This window comes from Tardiphaga sp. GW821-FHT12E02, assembly GCF_058807155.1.
Genome location: NZ_JBXAQK010000002.1, coordinates 532,903 through 555,964 on the forward strand (window position 1 = coordinate 532,903; position 23,062 = coordinate 555,964).

Below are 23,062 nucleotides of genomic sequence, written 5' to 3' on the forward strand. Positions count from 1 at the left end.
GAGTTCTCCATGAGCACATCAGCGCACAATTCAGTCTCACCGTCCTGGGACGCAGCGATCGAACGGATGCTTGGACGTATCGATCAGACGCTCGCAATGAATCTCGACGGGTTTCCAAATATCGGCAATCCGGAAACTGGCGTTTGGACGACATCGCCAGACGGATTCTGGACCGGTGGCTTTTGGGTGGGCATGCTGTGGTTGGCGGGCAAATACACTGGTGACGCCCGCTACGGCGCCGCGGCCGAAGCCTGGCTTCGGCGCCTGGAAAGCCGGGTCGAAAGCCGTACCGTGTTCCGCGGCCTGTTATTTTATCCGGCTGCGGTCATGGGGGCTGAAACCGCTGCGCATGGCCATAGTCGCGAGATCGCAGTGGACGCGGCCGTTTCACTCGGACAACAATTCATTGATAGCGTGGGCATCATTCCTCTCGGAAACGAGGCGGAGGAGGCACACAGCGTTGGCGACTACGACGCCAATATCGATGGCCTCATCGCGTCGCCATTGATGTTCTGGGCGGCTCGCGCCGGTTCTCGTGACGACCTGTATGCGAAGGCGTTGTCTCATGCACTGAAGAGCGCCGAGTTTTTCGTGCAAGCGGACGCCTCAGTGATCCAGTCTGCGACGTTCGATCCCGGGACAGGGCGAGTATCGCGTCGCTACACCCACAAAGGAATTGCGGAAGACTCGATTTGGACGCGCGCACAGGCGTGGGCAATGCTCGGCTATACGCTGTCCGCGAAGAACGCCCCCAATGAGCAAAAACTGCTCGACTACGCATCGGCGACGGCTGAATGGTGGATGAAGAACGTTCCAGCCGATTACGTCGCATACTGGGATTTTTCAGCTCCGGTAACTCCAGCAACCTGGCGCGATACGTCGGGGACCGCGATCGCCGCTTCGGCTCTCTTGGGGCTGGGCCAGCTTGTTCGTGGGGAGGACGGACTCCGCTTCCGAAATCACGCCGAGAGCACGGTGCGCGCGCTCGTGGACAGACATCTCACACCTGTCGGCAACACGGATCGCCGTCCTCAGGGAATCCTCGGCGATGGCTGTTTCGACGTCCGCCACAACAACGCCCTCGCGAATGAACTGATCTGGGGTGACTACTTCCTTTTCGAAAGCCTTGGTCGTCTCGCGGGACGACTAGACGGAATCGGCGCCTGAGCCGATCGCGACGGCTCTGGCCGTACAGACTTAATCACACTCAGCGAGAATGAGGGGAAACGACCAATGTTGAAGCAATCTTACGTCAAGAAACTCATGTGTACGCTCGCAGTAACGATGATGCCAATCACATCATACGCGCAGACTGCGGTGAAAGTGGGCGTACTGAATGACAAGTCCGGCCTTTACGCAGATCTGAGCGGCGAGGGCTCGATCGTCGCTGCCCAGATGGCAGTCGAAGACTTCAAGGCTGCCGAGAAAGGACTGAACGTTCAGATCGTGTCGGCGGATCACCAGAATAAGCCGGATGTCGGTACGTCGATTGCACGGAAATGGTACGATCAGGACGGTGTCGATATGATCATCGACGTGCCGACGTCCTCCGTGGCCCTGGCGCTCAGCTTGCTGACGCGCGACAAGAACAAGGTCTTCATCAATTCTGGCGGCGGCTCGTCCGATCTCACGGGAACGGCTTGCACGCCCAATACCATCCATTGGACTTACGATACTTGGGCTACGGGGAACGGAACCGGAAGCGCGATGGTCAAGCGCGGCGGCGATACCTGGTATTTCATCACGGCAGACTATGCATTCGGCCATGCCCTCCAGCGGGACACCGCAGCCACTGTCGAAAAGACCGGCGGCAAGGTGCTGGGCCAGGCACGCCATCCGTTGTCGACGTCGGATTTCTCCTCGTTCCTACTCCAGGCGCAAAGTTCGAAAGCTAAAGTCATTGGTCTCGCGAATGCCGGCGCCGACACGGTCAATTCGATCAAGCAGGCAGCCGAGTTCGGCATCACGCAAGGCGGCCAGAAGCTGGCGGGACTGCTGGTCTTCATCAATGACGTTCACGCCCTTGGGCTCAATGTTACGCAGGGACTGGTTCTTACCGAGTCCTTCTATTGGGATTTGAACGACGACACGCGGGCGTTCTCGAAGCGCTTCGCTGCCCGGTTCAAGGGCAAGATGCCGACCATGGCGCAGGCCGGCGTCTATTCCGGAATGATCCATTATCTCAAGGCCGTCGAAGCCAACAAGGATACGAAGGACGGCGCAGGGATCGTGAAAAAGATGAAAGAAATGCCGACCGACGATCCGGTGTTCGGCAAAGGCAGCGTTCGCGTCGATGGCCGTAAGATCCATCCGATGTATCTGTTCGAGGTCAAGAAGCCGGAAGAATCGAAGGGCGAGTGGGACCTCTACAAGCTGCTGGCGACGATTCCCGCGGAGCAGGCCTTCCGTCCGCTCGATCAGGGCGGCTGCCCGCTGGTCACCCAAAAGTAAGTCATCTGATGATGAAAAAGAGCGGACATCGGCATGTATCCGATGTCCGCTCTTGATCCACAACGTCCCATCGACATGTCCGCGACGTTCTCCGAGCGATCGTGGTGCTGGAGTGTGTTTGCTTGACTGACGATCTCATCCTCGAAACCCACGGACTGACCAAGCAATTTGCGGGATTCTACGCCGTTCGCGACGTCAATCTGCAGGTTCGCAAGGGTACCATTCACGCGCTGATCGGGCCAAACGGTGCAGGCAAGACGACGTGCTTCAACCTGCTCACCAAGTTTCTGCAGCCCTCCGAGGGCCAGATTCTCTACAAGGGCAAGGACATCAGCGCGATGGCGCCGGCAGACGTCGCCCGTCTCGGCCTCGTCCGCTCGTTCCAGATCTCGGCGGTATTTCCACATCTGACCGCGCTGGAGAATGTCCGCGTCGCGCTGCAGCGTCAGCACGGTGCGTCCTTCGATTTCTGGCGCTCCAAGAGCGTGCTCGACAAATACAATCAGCGCGCCGCCGAACTGCTCGAAGATGTCGGCCTGTCCGAATTCGCCAACACCCCGGCGGTCGAGATGGCCTATGGCCGCAAGCGCGCGCTGGAGATCGCAACCACGCTGGCGCTCGATCCGGAAATGATGCTGCTGGACGAGCCGATGGCCGGCATGGGCCACGAGGACATCGACAAGATCGCCGCGCTGATCAAGCGCATATCGACGAAATACACCATCCTGATGGTCGAACATAATCTCAGCGTCGTCTCGACGCTGTCGGACAAGATCACCGTTTTGACGCGCGGAAAAATCCTGGCGGAAGGCAATTATGCCGACCTCACCAAGGACGAACGCGTGAAGGAAGCTTACCTGGGAGCCGGACATGGCTGATACTTTGACGGCCGCTCCGGCTTCTTCTTCTGCCAACGCAAAAACCGTTCTCGAAGTCCGCGACCTGCAGGCGTGGTACGGCGAATCGCACATTCTTCACGGCATCAATTTCGACGTGAAGCAGGGCGAGGTGGTCACGCTGCTCGGCCGTAACGGCGCCGGCAAGACCACGACGCTGAAGTCCATCATGGGCATCATCGGCAAGCGCACCGGCTCGGTGAAGTTCGAAGGCAACGAGATCATCAAGGCCGCCTCGGACAAGATCGCCAAGCAGGGCATCGCCTTCTGTCCGGAAGAGCGCGGCATCTTCTCCAGCCTCGACGTGCGCGAGAACCTGATGCTGCCGCCGACCATCCGTCCGGGTGGTCTCTCGGTCGAGCAGATCTTTGAACTGTTTCCGAATCTGAAGGAGCGTCTCAACAGCCAGGGCACCAAGCTCTCGGGTGGTGAGCAGCAGATGCTGGCCATCGGCCGCATCCTGCGCACCGGCGCGCGCTTCCTGATGCTGGACGAGCCGACCGAAGGTCTGGCGCCCGTCATCATCCAGCAGATCGGCCACACCATCGCGCGGCTGAAGTCGGAAGGCTTCACCATCCTGCTCGTCGAGCAGAATTTCCGTTTCGCCTCCACCGTCGCCGATCGCTTCTACATCGTCGATCACGGCCAGGTCGTGGACGGATTCGCGAGTTCGGAGCTGTCCTCGAATATGGACAAGCTACACACCTATCTCGGCGTTTAGGACGGGAATATCATGACATTCAATCTCCAGGCCCTGTCCGCCCAATTGCTGGTCGGGCTCATCAATGGCTCCTTCTATGCCTTGCTGAGTCTCGGTCTCGCGGTGATTTTCGGCATGCTCAACATCATCAATTTCGCTCATGGCGCGCTCTATATGATGGGCGCCTTCGTGGCGTATTTCCTCCTCAATCTGGCAGGCATCGGCTACTGGCCTGCGCTGATCTTGGCGCCGATCATCGTCGGCGTCTTCGGCATGATCCTGGAGCGGACCATGCTGCAATGGATCGCGTCGCTGGATCACCTGTATGGCCTGCTGTTAACCTTCGGTCTGGCGCTGATCATTCAGGGCGTATTCCAAAACTATTTTGGTTCGTCGGGCCTGCCTTACGCGATCCCCGACGCGCTCAGAGGCGGCGTCAATCTCGGCTTTATGTTCCTGCCGATCTATCGTGGCTGGGTCGTCATCTTCTCGCTGGTCATCTGTATCGCCACCTGGTTCCTGATCGAGCGTACGCGCCTCGGCGCCTATCTTCGCGCAGCGACCGAGAACCCGACGCTGGTGCGCGCCTTCGGCATCAACGTGCCTTTGATGATCACGCTGACCTACGGCCTCGGCGTCGGTCTGGCGGCGCTGGCCGGCGTGCTGTCGGCACCGATCAACCAGGTTCGCCCGCTGATGGGCGCGGACCTCATCATCGTCGTGTTCGCGGTCGTCGTCATCGGCGGCATGGGCTCGATCATGGGATCGATCATCACCGGTTTCACCCTCGGCATCATCGAGGGCCTGACCAAGTATTTTTACCCCGAGGCCTCCAACACCGTCGTCTTCGTGCTGATGGTCTTGGTGCTCCTCGTGAAACCCTCGGGCCTGACGGGACGGACCACCTGATATGACCACCATCACTGACAATTCGATCCCCACCACGCAGACCCGTGGCACCAAGGACGAGATGATCGCTTTCGTGATCATGACCGTCCTCCTGGCGGCCGTGCCGTTCTCCGGGCTGTATCCGTTCTTCGTGATGCAGGCGCTGTGCTTCGCGCTGTTCGCCTGCGCCTTCAACCTGCTGATCGGTTACGGCGGCCTGCTGTCCTTCGGCCACGCGATGTTCATGGGCACTGCGGGCTATGTCACCGCGCATATGGCCAAGGTCGGCACCATCGGCTTCAAGGTCCCGCTGATCGGCGAGTTCATGATCAATATGGGCCCGCTGTCGCCGGAACTGTCGATCGTGTTCGGTCTGGTGGCTGCCTTCGTGCTCGCCGTCGTCACCGGCCTGATCGCGATCCGCCGTCAGGGCATCTACTTCGCCATGATCACGCTGGCGCTGTCGCAGCTGATCTTCTTCCTCTATCTGCAGACGCCGTTCACCCATGGTGAAGACGGCATCCAGGGCATTCCGCAGGGCATGCTGTTCGGCCTGTTCGACCTGTCGAAGCCGACCACGCTGTATTACGTAATCCTGGTCGGCTTCCTGATCGGCTTCCTGATCATCTTCCGCACCACCAATTCGCCGTTCGGCGAGGTGCTGAAGGCGATCCGCGAAAACGAGCCGCGCGCCATCTCGCTCGGCTACAAGACCGATCATTACAAGCTGATGGCCTTCATCCTGTCGGGCGTGCTGGCCGGTTTTGCAGGTTCGCTAAAGGTGTTCGTGGCGCAGAACGCCTCGCTCACCGACGTGCACTGGACCATGTCGGGTGAAGTCGTGCTGATCACGCTGGTGGGCGGTCTTGCGACGCTTTACGGCCCGGTGGTCGGCGCCTTCGTGATCATCGCTATGCAGCAATATCTGGCCGGCTTTGGCCAGTGGGTGACGGTGATCCAGGGCGTGATCTTCGTGGTCTGCGTGCTGACCTTTCGCCGCGGCGTTATCGGCGAGATCGCGCATCTGTCCAGACGTTCGCTGTGAGGCCGCGGAAGTCCAGCGTGCGGGCCTGAAATTCCCCTACGATATAATACAATCTTCCAGATACCGACCCACATCACCACCCCACGCGTCACTCGATAGCCATCGTATTGCAGACCCCGGGATCGCCGAACACGGTATTGAGAGCGGCGGTCCAGGGCGGCTTCCGCCGCGAGCAGGACGACGCATCGGAGATATGGGCGACGGATCTTCGTCATGCCGCCGATCATGGCGGCCGCCACGAACGCGGAGACGAGAATGGCGGCCCGATAGCATGCTTCGAGGTCGCCATGCTCGAGGTCCACGCCTATCGAGATGCTGGCGCCGCTCGCGAAGGAGATGAAAAGCCGCCCAACTCCTTGAAGCTGACCGCGTTCACGAACCCGGCGAAGCAGGTCATGAGCAATCCCGAGCACGCGACAAAGCTCCGGTTCATTGTCGTTACCTTTCGAATGCGATGGTGAGGGATCGGCGGAGAAGAGCCCTGCTGTCGCCGACTCTGACGTCCCGGCATGTCTACCCGCCCGGTCGGTTCGCTATCCGTCTCCGTGGCGACAAGGCCCTGCGTCGCGGACGCTCGCGCGACGCCGCCGAAGGTTGGCCCCCTCGACGGATGGGTGCTACCTTCCGAGGCATGCGGCCGCCTGCCTTTTTGCGTCATGGGCCGCGACGAAGGAGAGGTGAACCGAAGTGGAAAGAAGGCACGGAGCAATCGGAGCGGTCTTGATCGCCTGGACTCTCGCCGTCATCGGCGTCGCGACGATCGGAGCGGTTGCCGTCTTTCTTCTCGGATAGCGAGGCGGAGATCCGGGTCTCCGGAAGATGCCTCGTCACCGATGTCGCCGCAGCGACATCGGTGACTCCGGAGCCTTACTTCGGAAGCACCTCGGTCACGGTCAGATCGCGCACCTCACCGGTCCGCGTCTGCCAACTGATCGACTCCCCTGCGGACATGCCGATCAACGCGACTCCGATCGGCGTCAGCACGGATATCTTCTTGAGCGTGATGTCGGCTTCGTCCGGGTAGACGAGCGACACGGTCTGCACCTGGCCGGTCGTGTTGTCGCGGAACGCGACGCCGTCGCCCATGCGCACCACGCCGGACGTCGAGCGTTCGTCGCGGATGATCCGCGCCCTGTCGAGTTCATCCGCCAGCCAATCGGCGACGTCCGGCATTCGGGTCGTGGCGGCCTCTGCCAACGATCTCAATCGAGCATGATCGCTCGCAGTGATCGAGATCTTCGGTTTCAGGCGTCGGGAAGGAGAGGCCTTGCCCCGACCGTTATCATCGACTTGGTTCATTTCCGTTCACCCTTCAATTCCGTTGGCTCCCGCAGAAGTCCGGTACCACCGGGCTTCGCACGGATCGCGCGCGTATCTGGATTTACATATGTGACGTTCAGAGAATTGATGTCGTGTCGCCGCGCGGCCTCGCAGGAGGCGCTTTTGACGGCGGCTAGTCCGCAGCCGCGGGGAGACCGGAGAGCCGGTCGAAGCTGGGCACGATAGACATCATTCCATGATGCTAGGCATAGTTTTCGCGATGTCAATCTCGTCGTTGAGGTCGAGAGGGACGCCGACCGAGATGTGGAGCGAATTACATGCGCGACGGAGTGTCGCGAGGGTGGAGTTGACTTCCTTCCACGCGGCGCTACGTTCGCACCATGTCGCATCTTCGCAAATATCGCTCGTTGCTTCGAGCAGGACGTCTCCAAAACCGGAGTTAGCCCGTCGCCGTCCTCGCGGACGGTCACGGGTGTGTTGCGAACGACTTCCCAGAAATAAACGGCCTTCCCAAGCCTACCGACCGCTCCGGTCGGCTTGCGCGTCGGCTTTCCGTCTTGCCGCGTCCCACGGTTCATCGCGGGGCGTCGTCTCCGCGTGCGTCGCGAAAGCTGCGATTGGAGACGACGTACGCCTGTCGATGGGACATGGCATGACGACGAACATGCGAGGAATGATGATCAGCCATCTGGATCCCAGGCTTCCCCCGATCGCGGTCAAGGCGTCGGAAATCGACTTGTTGTGGAACGTCGCCGAGCACGGCTCATGTGTCGAGCCGCGGGCTTCCGCATTCCTGAAGAACGAGATCGGACGAGCCGAGATACTTCTGGAGCCGCGGGTGTTGCGCGGTCTCGTCATGATGAACTGCAGGGTTTCATTCCGCGACGTCGGCTCGTCCGAGGAGATGACGGTCGAACTCGTCTTTCCCGAGGCGGCGAACGAAGCGGCGGGCAGGATCTCCGTGTTGTCTCCGCTCGGCGCGAGCCTGCTCGGAATGTCCGTGGGACAGGCCATCCAGTTCGCGGACGAACGCGGAGTGCGACGAACCATCGTCGTTACGGCCGCCATTCCGCTTTCCCGATCGTGACCGCATCCGGCGACCGGGCGGCTCGACGTCGCCGCCGGTTGCGCTGCATTTCAATGGAGTTTCTCAAGATGACCGAACGACAGATACATGGACGCATCACTGGTCCGATCGTGATGATCGGCTTCGGCTCGATAGGCAAGGGCGCGTTGCCGCTCATCGAGCGCCACTTCGAATACGACAAATCGAGATTCGTGATCGTGGACCCTCAAGCGGACGACGAACTCGCGAAGAAGCACGGCGTGCGGTTCATCAGGAAGGCCGTCACGAAGGACAACTACGAAGAGGTCCTTACGCCTCTCCTGACTGAGGGCGGCGGTCAGGGTTTCTGCGTGAACCTCTCCGTCGACACCGGCTCCGTGGATCTCATGCGTCTGACGAGAAGGATCGGTGCCCTCTACATCGATACGGTCGTCGAGCCCTGGGCCGGCTTCTACTCGGACACGAAGAGCACGCCTGCGCAGCGCACCAACTATGCGCTGCGGGAGACGCTGCTTGCCGCGAAACGCGAAAGTCCCGGCGGAGTGACGGCCGTATCGACGTGCGGTGCCAATCCCGGGATGGTATCATGGCTCGCGAAGCGAGCGATGCTCGATCTCGCACACGATCTGACGTTCGACCTGCGGCTGCCCGAAAGCCGCGAGGATTGGGCAAGGCTGGCACGCAGGCTCGGCGTCAAGGGAATCCAGATAGCCGAACGGGACACCCAACGCTCAAACAAGCCGAAACCCGCGAACGTCTTCGTCAACACCTGGTCCGTGGAGGGATTCGTGTCGGAGAGCCTGCAGCCCGCCGAACTGGGCTGGGGCACGCATGAGAGATGGAGGCCTCGGGAGGCCCGGACGCACGAGACCGGTTGCCGCTCGGCGATCTATCTCCTCCGCCCGGGTGCCGCGACGAAGGTACGCTCCTGGTGTCCGACACCGGGGGCCCAACACGGTCTTCTCATCACGCACAACGAGGCGATCTCGCTGTCGGACTATTTCACCGTGAGGGAGAACGGCGCGGTCGTCTACCGACCGACATGCCACTATGCCTATCATCCCGCCGACGACGCCATGCTGTCCGTAGGAGAACTGCTGGGCGCGGAGGGGCGGATGCAGGGAGCGTCGCGCATTCTGGACGAGACCGAGATTGTCGACGGTATCGACGAACTCGGCGTGCTCGTCTATGGGCACGCCAACAATGCGTATTGGTACGGGTCGCAGCTCTCGATCGACGATGCGCGCAGACTGGCGCCCTACCAGAACGCGACAGGACTTCAGGTCACTTCGGCGGTGATCGCCGGCATGGTTTGGGCGCTGGAGAATCCGACCGCCGGCATCGTCGAAGCGGACGAGATGCATTTCGACCGCTGTCTGCAGATCCAGAAGCCGTATCTGGGAAAGCTGCGGGGATACTATACCGACTGGCACCCTCTGGCTGGCCGACCCGGCATCTTCGACGACGACGTGGATACCGCGGACCCGTGGCAGTTCAGGAACGTGCTGGTCAGATGACGATGCCTGCATCGATCCGACGGCTACGCTACGGCCGCAGTTTTCGTCCTCGAGGAGAAGCGGCCGCACGAAGGCGGCCGGGCAACCCGGAGGAATGAGAGGTGTCGGGGATCGCCCATGTGATCGGTGCAGGTTTGGCGGGGCTCGCCGCCGCCCTGCGTCTGTCGGAGAACGACTACGCGGTGCATGTCCACGAAGCGACGATGCAGGCCGGCGGTCGATGTCGCTCCTATTTCGACCCGAAGCTGGAGATGGAAATCGACAATGGAAACCATCTGATCCTGTCAGGAAACGTCGACGTTCTTGCTTACGCGCGATCCATCGGATCTCTCGACGGTCTTGTCGGCCCCGACACCGCCAGACTGCCGTTCGTCGAGCTGGGATCGGGGAAACGCTGGACCATCGATCTTGGACGGGGGCGCCTTCCGACGTGGATCTTCGACAGACGCCGGCGCGTGCCCGATACCCGCATCGCCGAATATCTTCGGCTTTATCCGCTCGTCGCCAACCGCGAGGACCGGCGCGTCGGGGACGTCGTGCGTTGCACTGGGCCGCTTCATGATCGATTGCTCCACCCGTTTCTTCTCGCCGCACTCAACGTCGATCCCGAAGAGGGCTCCGCCAAACTGGCAGGAAGCATTCTGAGGGAAAGCATCGTCGCGGGAGGCGTAGCGTGCCGCCCGCTGGTTGCGCGACCCGGGCTCGGCCGCGTCCTGGTGGACCCCGCCGTCGCGACGTTGAAGCGCCGCGGAGCGGTCATCAGCTACGGGCATGCTCTGAGGGCCTGTGGTTTTCGGGACAGCCGGGTCGCAGGCCTGGTTTTCGCGGACGGGAATGTCGCCGTGGGCCGGACCGACGTCGTCGTCATGGCCGCGCCGCCCTGGGTCGTCGCGCCTCTGATTCCCGATCTCCGCGCGCCCGACGAATTCCGCACGATCGTCAGCGCTCATTTCAAGATCGCTCCCACGGCCGGGCAATCACCGGTCGTCGGGGTCATCGGAGGACTGGTCGAGTGGCTGGTGACGTACGACGATCGGTTGTCGGTCACGGTCAGCAACGGCGACCGTCTGAACGGGATGCCCCGGGATGTTCTGGCAGCCGCGCTTTGGGACGAGGTTCGGCGGATCTGCGGAATCGACGCGGCTCTCCCGCCCTGGCAGATCGTCCGCGAACGTCGCGCGACCTTCGCGGCCGTTCCGGAGCAGAACTCTCGACGTCCCGGGACCCGCACGGCTTTCGGCAATCTCTTTCTGGCGGGAGACTGGACGGATACGGGCCTGCCAGCCACGATCGAAGGTGCCGTCCGCTCCGGCCATCGTGCCGCCGACATGGCTCTGGGGCCGCCCGCTTAGAAGACGATGCCGAGATCCGCGTTCACGCAACCGTCGCCCGACCTTGTGCCGGCGGCGGCCCGGGCAGGCACCCGTGTCGCCGGTCGGCGCTGGCGTCAGATGACCCCAAGCGCGTCCATGGCCTCGGCTATGCGGACGAAACTCGCTATGTTCGCGCCCAGCACGTAGTTGCCCGGCGCGCCGTAGTCGTTGGCCGTCTCGGCGCAACGATCGTGGATATCGCTCATGATGGCCGCCAGTCTCGCTTCCGTCTGGTCGAAGGTCCAACTGTCGCGGGAAGCGTTCTGCTGCATCTCGAGCGCCGACGTCGCCACGCCTCCCGCGTTCGCGGCCTTTCCCGGCCCGAAAAGGATGCCGGCGTCCTGAAACGCTCTCACTGCTTCGGGGGTGCAGGGCATGTTGGCGCCTTCGCCGACGGCGACGACGCCGTTGCGGACGAGGGTCGCCGCATCCTTGCCCGTGAGTTCGTTCTGCGTGGCCGATGGCATGGCGACGTCGCAAGGAACGTCCCAGATCGATCCGCCTTGGATGAAGCGTGCGCGGGAGCCCTTCAGCCGGACATATTCCTCGATCCTCTCGCGTCTGACCTCCTTGATCTCCTTGACGAGCTGGAGATCGACGCCGTCCTCGTCCACGACGTATCCTGCCGAGTCCGAGCAAGCCACGATCTTTCCGCCGAATTCGGCGATCTTCTCCATGGCGTAGATGGCCACGTTGCCGCTTCCGGACACCACGACGCGCCTGCCGTCGAACGAGAGCGACTTCGTCGCCAACATGCTATTCACGAAATAGGTCGCTCCGTAGCCCGTCGCTTCCTTGCGGGCGCGGGAGCCGCCGTAGACGAGACCTTTCCCCGTCATCGCGCCGGCTTCGTAGCGGTTGGTCAGCCGCTTGTATTGGCCGAAGAGAAATCCGATCTCGCGTCCGCCCACGCCGATGTCTCCCGCGGGAACGTCGGTGTACTCCCCGAGATGACGGTAGAGCTCGGTCATGAACGACTGGCAGAAGCGCATGATCTCGTCGTCAGACCTGCCCCTCGGGTTGAAGTCGGAGCCTCCTTTGCCGCCGCCGATGGGAAGCCCCGACAGCGCGTTCTTGAAGGTCTGTTCGAATCCCAAAAACTTGATGATTCCGATGTTTACCGATGGATGGAAACGAAGGCCTCCCTTGTACGGACCCAGCGCCGAGTTGAACTGGACGCGGAAGCCGCGGTTGATCCGGACCTCTCCGGCATCGTCCACCCACGGAACGCGGAAGATGATCTGCCTCTCAGGTTCGCACAGTCGCTGGATGAGGGCCTTGTCCAGGTACTGGGGGTGTCGGGCGACGACCGAACCCAGGCTTTCGAGAACCTCCTGAGCAGCCTGATGGAACTCCTCGTCACCGGCGTTGCGCCGAACGATCTCGCTCAGAATGGGAGAAAGCTTTTCGTCTAGAAGAGGCACGTGCTCAAAACTCCTGTCGTAAAGCTTGCGGCCGCCCGCAGCTTCTTGGACTACAGTACATCCACGACGAAGCCATAGCCAGACACCGCACCGACCCTGCGGCGTGGAGGCGCGAAGATGAAGCGGCGGGTCAGCGAACAACCTGTAACGACCGGAGACGTTGAAGGACGCTCAGTTCCTTCCGACGGCCCGGAGGGACAATCCCGGGATCTGCCGATCTACACAGACGCTCCGATGCGCGTGCCGCTCACACGTTTTCAGCGGGGTCTACGGGAAAGGCGGCGCGATCGATGGTGCGCTCGGTCCGATCGCGGGAGGCGGGACCATTAGACGACCGTGACGTAGTTGCCGTCGGCGCGTCGAAATTCCTTTCGGCGGGTATTGATCACGACCTCGGCTTTTCCCACATGGCAGTCGCCCCAACGAAAGGAGAAAGGAGGCCAAACATGACAACGTCCGCCATGTCCGAGTACGACGATATCCACGCGAATTCCCTACTTGCCAGCACCTTCAGCCACCCGCGGGAAGTTCTCGCCAATCCTGTTTTGGATGTCCTGCAGAAGCGATGCATCCTCGCCACTTGGGCTTCGGACGCATTCGCTGTCGAGGGCAAGCCGTGGCTTCGCCAGATCCCCGGCTCCGACCGTCAAGTGCGCATTGGCGACGTCCTCGCGGCTCTGCGGACCCTCGACGGAGGTGACGGCCCTCCGCCGCGCCGCGGTGGCGCGATCCATTTCACCCGGAAGCGAAAGGTCGGCCAGACGGCCTACGAACGAAAACGCCAGATGATCGCCGTCCACCCGTGACGTCTGGACAATAGGTGACCGCTCACGCGCACGGACCTTCAGCAGCGGCCTGTGCCCGGCGGCAACGCGGTCCGTTCGGATCGCGTTGCCGTTTGCTTCTGCGCGGTTTGGCTGTCTACGCATGCCGTATGGTAGGTCTCGTCGCACGGGACACCGATGAGTGACACAGTTCACCGACAGCTCCGTCGGAAGCTTATGCTCGAGCGGTGGCTTCTGTGTGCCGTCCAGGCATGCCGGATGCCGGCTAGATTTCAGGCTGTCGGGTCGAAAACCGTCGCTCTCGGCGGGCTCGCATCCATGGCGCGATCCACCACGCGATCGGATATGCCAGGGCGAAACTGAGGACGACGACTAACGGAATGAAATATTTCGAATGTTCGGCCAGCGGGCGCACCAACAAGACGATGATAATGCCAGCGCCGAAGAGGACGGCGTTGGTCAACCCGAAGACCAGCCACGATAGTCGCGTTCGCGTTTCCATCAGATGACCATAAGCGCCGCATGTGCAGACGGACGGTCAGTTCTTGCCAAAAATCAAGCGCGCCGAAAAATCTTGGGCTTTCGTTCACCTGGCTGTAGCTCAATAGAAGTGTGGGATACGATAACGGAAGGCGCCGTCGGGCATCCAAGCGCGGCTGGAGCCTGATTCACGAATCCGCGAGATCCTGCACCTTCCGTCGTCTTACAGGCGTTCGGCGATCGACAGGGCGTTTCCCAGCGCCGCGCCTGCCGCGGTGTTGTCGAAAATACACCATTTGGAAACTGCGGGGCTCCGACCCAGTTGTTCGGCGATGCGATCGAGCGCTGCCTCGTCGTAGTCGGAGTAGTACGTCCTCGGCGCGCCGTGCAGACGGTAGTACATCAAGCCGTCCCATCCTCCGGGCTCGCCGTCGCCGTGAAGCACGGGGTGGGCGGCCACGCGGGCCACACGCAGGCGTTTGAGTAGCCCGTCTGCATCCGGGGTGAACCAGCTTGCATGGCGGGGTTCGACGACGACAGCAGCGGCAAGAACCGAGCAAGCGTGTCCGAAGAACCCTCTCGCGATGTCGGCGTCGAAAGCCAATTTTGGCGGTAGTTGCACAAGCACGGCCTCAAGCTTCCCAGACAGGCCTGCTACCTCTTCGGCAAAAGCCCGAAAAAGGGTTTCGGCATCGACTAGACCCCGATCGTGCGTGATGGCCTTGGGGACCTTCCCGGAAAACCTGAAATCAGGTTTTACGGTCCGTGCCCATCTCTCGTAAGTTGCCCGTCGATGAGATCGCGAAAACGAGGAGTTGATCTCCACGGCCGAAAGGCGTGATGCGTAGCGTTCCAGGTGGCTGCCCTCCGACGGGAAGGGGCCTGCGCGCGATGCCGGGACGGACCAGCCGGCCGTTCCCACATGTCGTGCCGCGCGCACCATCTTCCTCCACCCCATCATTGTCCCGCCAAAAAAACGGCCCGCCGAAGCGGGCCATCGTGGCTCAGCGGTACAAAGTCCGTTCCTTTCGGACCTCTTCGGCGTCGTACGGCTGGCCGGCCGGATCGTACCCGGTCCATCCGTTCTTCTGCCAAGCGGCGCTGCGGTCGCGGAGGTTCACCGAGGAGGTGTCCAGCACGGCTTCCAGACGAGCCTTGTCGCCGTCCGCGACCTTGGCGGTCACTAGCGAGCCACCGCGGCGTACGCCTTCCGCATAGAGCGGAGCTTCGTCCTTCGAGACGCCGGCTTCCGTCAGCGCGCCGACGAGGCCGCCGGTTGCCGCCCGCGGCGGCGCCGACCGCGGTCGCCGCCAGCCAGCCGGCCGCCACGACGGGTCCGAGACCGGGGATGGCAAGCAGGCCGAGGCCGGCGAGCAGACCAGCCGCGCCGCCGACTCCGGCACCGACGCCAGCGCCGGTACCTGCCGCTTCGGCACGGTCGTCGACGCCGTCGCCGTCACGGTCCTTCTTGCCGTCGAACCAGCCGTCGGAGTTGTTCGCGACGATGCTGATGTCGGAATGGGGAACGCCGGCGGCCTCGAGCTTCGTCACGGCGGCCTGGGCGTCGGAGTAGTTGTCGTACAGACGGGAAATGGTCGAGGTCATGATGTTTCTTCCTTACTTCGCCGCGTTCACGTTGCCCTGGAAATCCACGCTGATGCTGCTCGTCACACCGCTCTTGGAGGCCTTGCCGCGCCAGACGCCGTTGTCATCCTTCTTGAGCTCGGTCACGTTGCCGTAGCCGGCTTTCTCGATGGCCGACTTGGCCTGGCCCTCGGTGAAGGAGTTGCGACCGGCGACTGGAGCGTTGGAGTTCTTCTGCTCGGTGTTGACGGCGTTGATGTTCGGTCCGTCCTTGGCCTGCGGGTTTTGCGCGAAAGCGGCTCCGGACGCGAGCAGAGCGGCGGCTACGATGAGATTGGAGATCGGTTTCATGCAAATCCTCACATGTTGGTGACGGGTCCTTCCAACATCTTCGAACACGCCCGGTTCCAATCCTTGAAGGATGAAACATTCAGCGGCCATTCGGATTATCGTGTGTACCACGCGATATCCTGGTTCGGGCCGAGCCGGCCAAGCCGCTTCGGACACCGCGCTTCCGGGACGACGCTCGGGCTCATTCCCCACGTTGACGTCCCCGGGCGCCCTGCCGCGCCCGTGGGCCGCGAAGGCCCGCTGCTTATGTTCTTCGCCGCGTTGACGTCGCGATCAAGCGTCGAGCCGCAGGCGTAGCGGTGGGCCCGCTCCGCCAAAAGTCTTCACTACCTTCGACCCGCATGCCGAACAGTCCTGCGACGTGATGCGCGGACCGATCTTCACCGCCATCCCGCCGGCTCTCTCAGCCTTGCAGATTTCGGAAACGACAAAAAAACAACTACCGAATGGTTGCGCGACCGCAGATCCGGAACGCACGGTTCGACCCAGTCCGCAAGGATATGCAGCCTCGAAAAAATTTAGGTCGGCCCTTGAAATCGCGCTGCGAGTTTTTCTAGATATCGGATGTCGGACGCCCATAGGGTCCGACGGAGGCGGGCGCCGGTGGTGTCCGGCGTCTGCTCATACCCATCTTGCTCAAAGGAGGATTTGGCTATGAGAAACTACGACTTCGCCCCGCTCTGGCGCTCGAGCATCGGCTTCGATCGCCTTTTCGATCTTCTGGACGCGACGCAGCGCTCCAATGAGGAGGGCTTTCCGCCCTACGATATCGAACGTCTCGGCGATGACCGCTACCGCATCTCGCTCGCACTGGCTGGCTACTCTCCCGAGAACATTTCCCTGACGGCCGAGCAGAACGTTTTGACGGTCGAAGGCCGCAAGGACGAGCAGAAGCGCGATCTGCTCTACCAAGGAATCTCGGCGCGCGGCTTCAAGCGGCAGTTCAACCTGGCCGACCACGTCAAGGTCACCGAGGCGAACTTCGACAACGGTTTGCTGCGGATCGGTCTGATGCGTGAAGTGCCAGAGGCCATGAAGCCGCGAAGCATTCCGATCGGACAGCCGGGTAGCAGCAGCTTCGAACAACTGGAGGCGAAGGCCGCCTGACGGTGGCTCCAAACCCGCGCGCCTGTATTCGGCGCGTGGGCTTTCTTTTGACGCGCATCACGGAGTTCGACAATGGCCGCCACGGCTCTTCCCGCCCTGGATTCGGGGGACGGTTTCACACGCTACATGAACACGATCAAACGCTTTCCCCTTCTGACGCCGGAGGAGGAGGTTTTCTTCGGGCGAAAGCTTCGAGAAGACGGCGACGAAGAGGCTGCATACCAGTTGGTGACCAGCCATCTGCGTCTCGTCGCGAAGATCGCTATGCGATATCGCGGCTATGGGTTACCGATCTCCGGCCTCATCTCGGAGGGCAATATCGGACTGATGCAGGCCGTCAAAAAGTTTGACCCGGATCGCGGCTTCCGGCTCGCGACGTATGCAACCTGGTGGATCAAGGCGACAATCCACGAACACCTTCTGCGATCATGGTCGATCGTCCGGGTCGCCGCCTCCAATTCCCAGAAGCGCCTCTTCTTCAATCTGCGCCGACTCAAGAGCAGGATAGGGGCGCTCGAGGAAGGCGATATGCTGCCCGAGCATGTATCTAGCATCGCGCGACGTCTGGACGCGCCCGAAAGCGAAGTCGTTGACATGAATCGGCGCCTCCAGGGAGACATATCCTTGAACGCGACGTTGCCCCATGACGACGATGACGGCATGGAATGGCAGGACCGTCTTACTCACGATATGGATGTGGAGGAATCCTACGCGGAGCGGAGCGATAGCGCTCGGCGTCGGCAAGCGCTCGAACAGGCATTGTGCGGCCTTTCCCTAAGAGAGCAGCGCATCATTCGTGCAAGGTGGCTCACCGCTCACCCGTTGATTCTCGATGAGCTCGGCGCCGAAATGGGCATCTCAAGGGAGCGCGTACGCCAGATCGAAGAGAGGGCGATAGAGAAGATCCGTGGCGCCGTTGCATCTTCCGGTGGAGCCACCGCCTTTCATCGCTGATCGATACCTCCTTTGCGATGCACCATAGGTCGCGGTGGTGCACACCGATCGATTTGTTAATCTCACGGAAAGGGCGGCTCCGTGCCGGGGCTCGCCGTACCAACGGGCGAGAGGCGATGATGTTCTTTGTTGAATCCTTCAACGATCGTACGAAGGCAAACATGGAAGTTGCGCTTGAGCGGGGCTGTGAAAGTCTCCCGATAAATCTCAGGTCGGATCACGGAGCGCGCAAGCGCATCGGCGAGAAGATCGTCGAGTGCGCGGAAGCGGGACGCCGTACCCTGCATGAACTCACGGTCGCGGCAAAAATCGCTGCTGCTGAATTCGGCTCCGAATAGCTCGACGAAAACGACTGTCTGTTCAGTTCCCTTTGGCCAGGACCCGAACGAGAGAAGCGAAAGGGCGCCAGTGATCCGTCGCCCTAAACGGTGAAGCAGCCATCCTCTCCACCCCTGCAAACTCGCAAGACGGTCCTGCCGAGGCTTGCCTTCGAGCGGACCTTCACCGTCGATGGCAGCAGGCCACTTTTGCGTGCTGCAGCAAAAAGCCGCCGGCATTGGCGCTCGGCGGCTGGTGCCGGTACTCAATATACTTTTTCCGACTGAAATTCTCCCCTGCCGGCGATCAACTATAGTACCGGCCTGCGAACATTCGCAATAGGAACCGCTGCTGCGCGTTGAACACCGAACATTCCGCGAAAAGAACGCAATTGGGGTCGGGAAAGAGACAAAGGTTTTGACGTTTCTCCGGTAGAATCTTCGGAGAGAAGGAGCTGCCATGCCAACCTATCGTTTGCACGTCGAGTACGATCGAGGCGGCAGGCACCTCGATCTTTACGGTGCTGATTTCATCGACCGGGACGCAGCTTTGACAGAGGCTCATCTCGGCCTAAGGGAATTGCTTGCAGCAGCAATTGTCGGGGCAACAGATGGGCCAGTTGCTATCACTCTGGTAGACGCCGACGGACGTCACGTCGCGACCGTAGCGCGGCAGGAAGTGGTTCCGCCTAGTTGGAGGTCAACTTACTGAGCGGGTCACTGGCTCCGGCGCCGTCTGATCGCGCCGCGCGGCGCGCCTCCCGACGATTGGCTCCCCGACGGCCATGCGATGGTGCAGGCCATGTAGCTTGTGCGTCCTTGTTGGATTTGCGGCATTCGGAGCCAGGTTAGGCAAGCCCGACAGCGCCTCCAGGCCGTCTTGCACCACACAAGTGAATCGGTCGCAGTGGCGTGCCCGGCCCGGCACACGTCATCTTCGCGGGACGTCGTATCCCGAAGCGCCGAGCATCTCCTTGGTCAATTTCTTTGGCCGGTCCGGCACGGTTATCGGCTCGGCGGTTTCAATCCGCCTTCGAGCCACCCCCGGCCTGTTCTAGCGGAACCGGTTCAATCTGAGTGCTGATAAAGCCGCAGCGCGGGCATTCATATGCGTGAACGACAAAGCCCGGCGTGCCCGGTATTGACCGAATCCACGCGGTGGCGGCTTGGCACTTGGAGCAGGCGGGAGTCCGATTTTTTGGCATGACGGGACGCGGATGTACGATGCCAAAAATTCGCAGATGTCATTTCGGAAATCAAGACCAACCGCTAGAGATCCGGGTGCGGGCAGCGGACTGCTGATTATCGGAAACGTCCCGCTATCGGATCGTAACCCGCATATCTCACGTCGACCCTCCGGGCCCGGTTTCGCGAAGCGATCGCGTCGGTCGACCATCACTTTCGGCGCAAAGCGGAAAGCAGGCCTTCGATCGAGTAGGGCTTCTTGAGAAGGTCGAAACCGTGAGTGCCTTCGTCCGCCAGCACGTGACTATAGCCACTGGTGAGCACGACCTCGATCCCCGGCCACTCCGCGCGGATCGTCCGCGCGAGCTCGATCCCGGTCATTCCCGGCATCACCACGTCGGAGAAGACCAGATCGTACTCACCCTCCTCGCGGAGAATATCGAGCGCAGTCTGACCGTCGCCCACCCATCGGACGGATTGTCCCAATTCCCGCAGCAGGTCGGCTGCAAAGGATCCGACGGTTTGATTGTCCTCCACCAGCAGGATTCGGCGTGCGACGGGTGCGGACGAGTTCGAGGATATGCCCGAGCGGCCCGTGCCTGAAGGCGTTTCCGTGTCTGAGCGCGGAAGGTAGAGCGTGAAGGTCGTGTCCCGGCCGATTTCGCTCGTAGCATCAATCTCGCCGCCGGACTGCTTGGCGAAGCCATAGACTTGGCTCAAACCAAGACCTGTCCCTTTATCGACGGGTTTCGTCGTGAAGAACGGCTCGAATATCCGCGTAAGTGTCGCGGGATCCATGCCTGTCCCCGAGTCCTCGATGCTGACGGCGACGAAGTCTCCGCTGGCGGCGGCATGACCTCTCACCGCGGGGACCGCGACGGCGGCGGCGATGCGGATCGAGATGCGGCCCCCGTCGGGCATCGCATCGCGGGCATTCACCAGAATGTTGAGGACGGCGGTCTCGAACTGGCTGGGGTCGGCCTCGATAGCGAGTCGTTCGGCCGGGTGCTCCACTTGCAGTTCGACCATTCCTCCCACCGTAGTGCGCATGATCTGATCCAGATCGCGCAATCGTTCCGCAACATCGAAGATTTCCGGGGCAAGGGGTTGCCGCCGCGCGAAAGCGAGTAGCTGACCGGTCAAGATGGTCGCCCTGCTGGTCGTGTCGGCTATCGCCTTCACGTACCTTGCGCGTTTTTCCTCCGAGAGGTCCGGCCGCTGAAGGAAATCGACCGAAACGCGGATGACGGTGAGAAGGTTGTTGAAGTCGTGAGCGACCCCGCCGGTCAGGCGGCCGATTGCCTCGAGCTTCTGCGCCTGCACCAGCGCCTCGCGGGAACGATCGAGTTCCTCCTGAGCGATCCGACGCTCGGTGATGTCCCTTGTGACCTTCGCGAAGCCGACCAGCTTTCCGGTGTCGTCGTGGATCGGGTCTATCAGCACGTGAGCCCAGAAATGTTCGCCGGATTTGCGTACGCGCTGGGCTTCGCCCTCGAACTTGCCGCTGTTCACCGCCGTCGCAAGGGCCAGCGCGGGCTTGCCGCTGGCACGGTCTTCATCGGTGTAGAAGACGGAGAAGTGTCGGCCGACGATCTCGGCTTAGCCCTTGATGGCCTGGGCGCCCGCATTCCAGTTCGTGACGTGGCCGTCCGGATCGAGGAGGTAGATAGCGTAGTCTTTGACGCCCTGGACGAGAAGTTTGAACCTGCGTTCGCTGGCAAGCAATTCTTCGTCGATCGCGCGCTTTTCCGATATGTCGCGCGTTATCTTCGCGAAGCCGATGACTTCGTCGGCTGCGCCATAGACCGGATCGATGACGACATGGGTCCAGAAGCGGGTGCCGTCCTTCCGGATACGCCACCCTTCCGACTCGAAGCGGCCTTCCGCTGTGGCCGTCGCAAGCGCGCGGCCGGGTAGACCGATGGCTCTATCTTCATCCGTGTAGAATACGGAAAAGTGCTGGCCGATGATTTCTTCCGCCGAATAGCTCTTGAAGCGCTCGGCTCCGGTGTTCCAAGTCGCGACATAGCCTTCGGCATCGAGCAGGTAGATGGCGTAATCCTTGACGGCGTCGATCAGGATCTGAAATCGGTCACGCTGCGCGATGTCGCTCAACGGGGACGGTCTGGGTTTAAGCATATCGTTCCCTCGGCGAGCAAAGCGTCCGCGCATAGAGAAGGTACGATAGACCGGCATGGTGTCGGCGCATAGCCCGACTGTCGGCTCTCCCTCAACGTGAGATGTCAGGTCGAACTACCCAACGTCGCACTTCGGCTGTTGGCGGTTGCTGCTTGGGTCGCAACGCGGACGTCGCGGAACTCCACCGCGTAGAGCCGCGGCGAAGCCGGGGAGGCTTCGCGACGATCTCCACCGCATGGCGGATTTGAGAGGCGTGAGGATAGATGGTTTCCAGGTAGTATGGAACCGGTTTGAAAGAAGCGGGTTTCGCAACTACCGCAAGTACAGGAGGCTGATCGATGGCTACCAACAAACCTAAAGGCGACAACGCGCGCAAGGGCGCCGTGAAGAAACGCAGCCAGACGAAGACGGCGATGGGCGGCGCGACCACCTGACCAAGCGAGATAAGGGCTCCGGCGAATTCATGGCTATCAAGAAAGCGCCGAAAAAGCCTGCGACCAAGAAGACGGCGAAAAGCTCCGCATCGGGCAAATCCGCTGCAGCGAAGAAGAAGTCGGTCAAGAAGAAGACCGTTGCCAAGAAGTTCAAAGGTGTCCGGCGCGAGAAGAAATGATGGCACGACCGTTCGGCGCACGCTCCAGCATAAAGAAGCGATCAGTTGTAATCGGCGGCCGCAAGACCAGCGTCAGTCTTGAGAACGAGTTCTGGGCGGAGGTGCAGAACTTGGCGCGCAGCCGTGGCCAAAGCGTCGTCCAGTTCCTCGCAGACGTGGTGAAGAGCTACGAAGGGCACAATGTATCCTCTGCGCTGCGCCTGTCGGTCCTCGGACACTATCGGAACCTGGGACAGGCTGACGGCTCTTGACGCAGCATGATGGGTAGGACGCGTATGCGCCGCCCGTCGTCGAACTGCTCAGTCCACTTGGATGCGGAGTATTTTCAGAACACCACCGATTTACTTGTCGATCTGAAGGGCAGCCTCAGCGATCCAGCGTTCGAGCAAGGCGTTGATTTCTTCCCAATGGCTCGCAATCGAGGCCGGGCCGCGATCCTGAACGCGTTCTGCCATCTTCACCAGTCCGGCCAACGCCAGACCTTCGGCACGACCGATCGCGGGAGAGGTGCCCGCCGTAGGTGTTTCCGTGGCTAAGGCATGGACCAATCGACGGGCATCATCTTCCGGACTATTCCGCGCTGTCCTCAGCACCGCGCGGCAATATCGAGCTTTTAGATAGCTAACTCTATTAGGCATTCCCTTCTGATATCAGCTTTGGTCGGGAAGGGCGTAAATTTTGAAGGTATCGGGTCAGAGAAAAATCGACTCTCGGGAGCCTTTCTGCCTTTCAGTCGTAGCCTTTCTGCGAAGCGCGCCGTCCACCCCAGCGGATGCGTGCCAATCGCCTGACGGTTTGGTGACGCCCACGCGGCCGGGCCGCTTGCCTGACTCGATTGTTGGTCGCGCGCGGGGTATGATGTCCGCATGGCACTTGGCGGCTGGAAGCCCGAAGAAGATGATCGGC

General features: G+C 61.4%; 22 protein-coding genes and 2 pseudogenes. 17 read left to right on the forward strand and 7 right to left on the reverse strand.

All coding sequences use genetic code 11. From position 1 onward, the window contains the following. Positions 1-9: 9 nt before the first annotated feature. The 7 genes from AC1RQ5_RS30040 (at position 10) to AC1RQ5_RS30070 (ending at position 6,441) form a co-directional block, all read left to right on the forward strand. On the forward strand, positions 10-1,167 hold the full coding sequence (locus AC1RQ5_RS30040; RefSeq protein ID WP_493204443.1) for a glycoside hydrolase family 88 protein: 1,158 nt from the start codon (positions 10-12) through the stop codon (positions 1,165-1,167). Between the two features lie 120 nt (positions 1,168-1,287). Beyond that, entirely contained in the window at positions 1,288-2,451 is a 1,164-nt protein-coding gene (locus tag AC1RQ5_RS30045) for an ABC transporter substrate-binding protein (protein ID WP_493204445.1), read from the forward strand. 122 nt (positions 2,452-2,573) lie between these two features. Beyond that, the gene (locus AC1RQ5_RS30050) at positions 2,574-3,329 is read left to right on the forward strand and encodes an ABC transporter ATP-binding protein (protein WP_493204447.1); all 756 of its coding nucleotides are present in this window, start codon (positions 2,574-2,576) and stop codon (positions 3,327-3,329) included. Then, positions 3,322-4,068 carry an ABC transporter ATP-binding protein gene (locus AC1RQ5_RS30055; RefSeq protein WP_493204449.1) on the forward strand — a complete coding sequence of 249 codons (747 nt, stop codon included), beginning with the start codon at positions 3,322-3,324 and terminating at the stop codon, positions 4,066-4,068. The genes AC1RQ5_RS30050 and AC1RQ5_RS30055 overlap by 8 nt, the downstream gene beginning before the upstream one ends. A 12-nt stretch (positions 4,069-4,080) precedes the next feature. Beyond that, complete coding sequence (locus tag AC1RQ5_RS30060; RefSeq protein WP_493204451.1) at positions 4,081-4,956, forward strand: branched-chain amino acid ABC transporter permease; 876 nt, start codon at positions 4,081-4,083, stop codon at positions 4,954-4,956. 1 nt (position 4,957) lies between these two features. Continuing rightward, positions 4,958-5,980 (forward strand): branched-chain amino acid ABC transporter permease, encoded by a 1,023-nt coding sequence (locus AC1RQ5_RS30065; RefSeq protein ID WP_493204453.1) that lies wholly within the window; start codon positions 4,958-4,960, stop codon positions 5,978-5,980. A gap of 107 nt (positions 5,981-6,087) precedes the next feature. After that, positions 6,088-6,441: a hypothetical protein gene (locus AC1RQ5_RS30070; RefSeq protein ID WP_493204455.1), complete on the forward strand. Its 354-nt coding sequence runs from the start codon at positions 6,088-6,090 to the stop codon at positions 6,439-6,441. 406 nt (positions 6,442-6,847) lie between these two features. Here the strand turns inward: AC1RQ5_RS30070 and rnk are convergent, their stop codons facing one another. Continuing rightward, positions 6,848-7,279, reverse strand: coding sequence for a nucleoside diphosphate kinase regulator (rnk, locus tag AC1RQ5_RS30075; protein WP_493190124.1), 432 nt, complete (start codon positions 7,277-7,279; stop codon positions 6,848-6,850). Between the two features lie 634 nt (positions 7,280-7,913). On the opposite strand from rnk, the gene AC1RQ5_RS30080 reads away from it, so the two are divergent. The 3 genes from AC1RQ5_RS30080 to hpnE all read left to right on the forward strand — a co-directional run bounded on the left by AC1RQ5_RS30080 (position 7,914) and on the right by hpnE (position 11,196). Next, the gene (locus AC1RQ5_RS30080; protein ID WP_493204457.1) at positions 7,914-8,348 is read left to right on the forward strand and encodes a GreA/GreB family elongation factor; all 435 of its coding nucleotides are present in this window, start codon (positions 7,914-7,916) and stop codon (positions 8,346-8,348) included. 68 nt (positions 8,349-8,416) lie between these two features. Continuing rightward, positions 8,417-9,844 carry a homospermidine synthase gene (locus AC1RQ5_RS30085; RefSeq protein WP_493204459.1) on the forward strand — a complete coding sequence of 476 codons (1,428 nt, stop codon included), beginning with the start codon at positions 8,417-8,419 and terminating at the stop codon, positions 9,842-9,844. Between the two features lie 101 nt (positions 9,845-9,945). Then, positions 9,946-11,196, forward strand: a complete 1,251-nt coding sequence (gene hpnE, locus AC1RQ5_RS30090; RefSeq protein WP_493204461.1) for a hydroxysqualene dehydroxylase HpnE — start codon at positions 9,946-9,948, stop codon at positions 11,194-11,196. A 95-nt stretch (positions 11,197-11,291) separates the two neighbouring features. Here the strand turns inward: hpnE and gdhA are convergent, their stop codons facing one another. Continuing rightward, entirely contained in the window at positions 11,292-12,641 is a 1,350-nt protein-coding gene (gdhA, locus tag AC1RQ5_RS30095; RefSeq protein ID WP_493204462.1) for an NADP-specific glutamate dehydrogenase, read from the reverse strand. 446 nt (positions 12,642-13,087) lie between these two features. Here gdhA and AC1RQ5_RS30100 point away from each other — a divergent pair, with 446 nt between their 5' ends. Continuing rightward, positions 13,088-13,447: a hypothetical protein gene (locus AC1RQ5_RS30100; protein ID WP_493204464.1), complete on the forward strand. Its 360-nt coding sequence runs from the start codon at positions 13,088-13,090 to the stop codon at positions 13,445-13,447. 682 nt (positions 13,448-14,129) lie between these two features. On the opposite strand, the gene AC1RQ5_RS30105 is transcribed toward AC1RQ5_RS30100, so the two are convergent. From AC1RQ5_RS30105 to AC1RQ5_RS30115, 3 genes and pseudogenes are all read right to left on the reverse strand, one after another. Beyond that, positions 14,130-14,849, reverse strand: coding sequence for a DUF72 domain-containing protein (locus AC1RQ5_RS30105; RefSeq protein WP_493204466.1), 720 nt, complete (start codon positions 14,847-14,849; stop codon positions 14,130-14,132). 61 nt (positions 14,850-14,910) lie between these two features. After that, positions 14,911-15,511 (reverse strand): annotated as a pseudogene (locus AC1RQ5_RS30110) (hypothetical protein). A gap of 12 nt (positions 15,512-15,523) precedes the next feature. After that, entirely contained in the window at positions 15,524-15,841 is a 318-nt protein-coding gene (locus AC1RQ5_RS30115) for a hypothetical protein (protein WP_493204468.1), read from the reverse strand. A 654-nt stretch (positions 15,842-16,495) separates the two neighbouring features. On the opposite strand from AC1RQ5_RS30115, the gene AC1RQ5_RS30120 reads away from it, so the two are divergent. The 4 genes from AC1RQ5_RS30120 (at position 16,496) to AC1RQ5_RS30135 (ending at position 18,931) form a co-directional block, all read left to right on the forward strand. Further along, positions 16,496-16,948: an Hsp20 family protein gene (locus AC1RQ5_RS30120; RefSeq protein ID WP_211910783.1), complete on the forward strand. Its 453-nt coding sequence runs from the start codon at positions 16,496-16,498 to the stop codon at positions 16,946-16,948. Positions 16,949-17,020: 72 nt separating this feature from the next. After that, positions 17,021-17,902, forward strand: coding sequence for an RNA polymerase sigma factor RpoH (rpoH, locus tag AC1RQ5_RS30125; RefSeq protein WP_493204469.1), 882 nt, complete (start codon positions 17,021-17,023; stop codon positions 17,900-17,902). A 116-nt stretch (positions 17,903-18,018) separates the two neighbouring features. Next, the gene (locus AC1RQ5_RS30130; RefSeq protein WP_211910782.1) at positions 18,019-18,240 is read left to right on the forward strand and encodes a hypothetical protein; all 222 of its coding nucleotides are present in this window, start codon (positions 18,019-18,021) and stop codon (positions 18,238-18,240) included. A 439-nt stretch (positions 18,241-18,679) separates the two neighbouring features. Next, positions 18,680-18,931, forward strand: coding sequence for a DUF6894 family protein (locus AC1RQ5_RS30135; RefSeq protein WP_493204470.1), 252 nt, complete (start codon positions 18,680-18,682; stop codon positions 18,929-18,931). Positions 18,932-19,614: 683 nt separating this feature from the next. On the opposite strand, the gene AC1RQ5_RS30140 is transcribed toward AC1RQ5_RS30135, so the two are convergent. Together AC1RQ5_RS30140 and AC1RQ5_RS30145 are read right to left on the reverse strand one after the other, a co-directional pair. Continuing rightward, complete coding sequence (locus AC1RQ5_RS30140) at positions 19,615-20,454, reverse strand: ATP-binding protein (RefSeq protein ID WP_493204542.1); 840 nt, start codon at positions 20,452-20,454, stop codon at positions 19,615-19,617. A 69-nt stretch (positions 20,455-20,523) separates the two neighbouring features. Beyond that, positions 20,524-21,543 (reverse strand): annotated as a pseudogene (locus AC1RQ5_RS30145) (PAS domain-containing protein); the annotation flags it as partial. Positions 21,544-22,006: 463 nt separating this feature from the next. Between AC1RQ5_RS30145 and AC1RQ5_RS30150 the strand changes: the two are divergent. Together AC1RQ5_RS30150 and AC1RQ5_RS30155 are read left to right on the forward strand one after the other, a co-directional pair. Further along, on the forward strand, positions 22,007-22,156 hold the full coding sequence (locus tag AC1RQ5_RS30150) for a hypothetical protein (RefSeq protein WP_493204472.1): 150 nt from the start codon (positions 22,007-22,009) through the stop codon (positions 22,154-22,156). Then, a complete protein-coding gene (locus AC1RQ5_RS30155; RefSeq protein ID WP_493204474.1) occupies positions 22,156-22,407 on the forward strand; it encodes a ribbon-helix-helix domain-containing protein in 252 nt (83 codons plus the stop codon). Before AC1RQ5_RS30150 ends, AC1RQ5_RS30155 begins: the two co-directional genes overlap by 1 nt. Positions 22,408-23,062: the final 655 nt, after the last annotated feature.

Bases quoted from the DNA above. Each gene is read 5' to 3' on its own strand.
- AC1RQ5_RS30040 (WP_493204443.1), top strand. From the start codon at position 10: ATGAGCACATCAGCGCACAATTCAGTCTCACCGTCCTGGGACGCAGCG.
- AC1RQ5_RS30045 (WP_493204445.1), top strand. From the start codon at position 1,288: ATGCCAATCACATCATACGCGCAGACTGCGGTGAAAGTGGGCGTACTG.
- AC1RQ5_RS30055 (WP_493204449.1), top strand. From the start codon at position 3,322: ATGGCTGATACTTTGACGGCCGCTCCGGCTTCTTCTTCTGCCAACGCA.
- AC1RQ5_RS30060 (WP_493204451.1), top strand. From the start codon at position 4,081: ATGACATTCAATCTCCAGGCCCTGTCCGCCCAATTGCTGGTCGGGCTC.
- AC1RQ5_RS30065 (WP_493204453.1), top strand. From the start codon at position 4,958: ATGACCACCATCACTGACAATTCGATCCCCACCACGCAGACCCGTGGC.
- rnk (WP_493190124.1), bottom strand. From the start codon at position 7,279: ATGAACCAAGTCGATGATAACGGTCGGGGCAAGGCCTCTCCTTCCCGA.
- AC1RQ5_RS30080 (WP_493204457.1), top strand. From the start codon at position 7,914: ATGACGACGAACATGCGAGGAATGATGATCAGCCATCTGGATCCCAGG.
- AC1RQ5_RS30085 (WP_493204459.1), top strand. From the start codon at position 8,417: ATGACCGAACGACAGATACATGGACGCATCACTGGTCCGATCGTGATG.
- AC1RQ5_RS30100 (WP_493204464.1), top strand. From the start codon at position 13,088: ATGACAACGTCCGCCATGTCCGAGTACGACGATATCCACGCGAATTCC.
- AC1RQ5_RS30105 (WP_493204466.1), bottom strand. From the start codon at position 14,849: ATGGTGCGCGCGGCACGACATGTGGGAACGGCCGGCTGGTCCGTCCCG.
- AC1RQ5_RS30115 (WP_493204468.1), bottom strand. From the start codon at position 15,841: ATGAAACCGATCTCCAATCTCATCGTAGCCGCCGCTCTGCTCGCGTCC.
- AC1RQ5_RS30120 (WP_211910783.1), top strand. From the start codon at position 16,496: ATGAGAAACTACGACTTCGCCCCGCTCTGGCGCTCGAGCATCGGCTTC.
- rpoH (WP_493204469.1), top strand. From the start codon at position 17,021: ATGGCCGCCACGGCTCTTCCCGCCCTGGATTCGGGGGACGGTTTCACA.
- AC1RQ5_RS30130 (WP_211910782.1), top strand. From the start codon at position 18,019: ATGATGTTCTTTGTTGAATCCTTCAACGATCGTACGAAGGCAAACATG.
- AC1RQ5_RS30135 (WP_493204470.1), top strand. From the start codon at position 18,680: ATGCCAACCTATCGTTTGCACGTCGAGTACGATCGAGGCGGCAGGCAC.
- AC1RQ5_RS30140 (WP_493204542.1), bottom strand. From the start codon at position 20,454: ATGCGCACTACGGTGGGAGGAATGGTCGAACTGCAAGTGGAGCACCCG.
- AC1RQ5_RS30150 (WP_493204472.1), top strand. From the start codon at position 22,007: ATGGCTATCAAGAAAGCGCCGAAAAAGCCTGCGACCAAGAAGACGGCG.
- AC1RQ5_RS30155 (WP_493204474.1), top strand. From the start codon at position 22,156: ATGGCACGACCGTTCGGCGCACGCTCCAGCATAAAGAAGCGATCAGTT.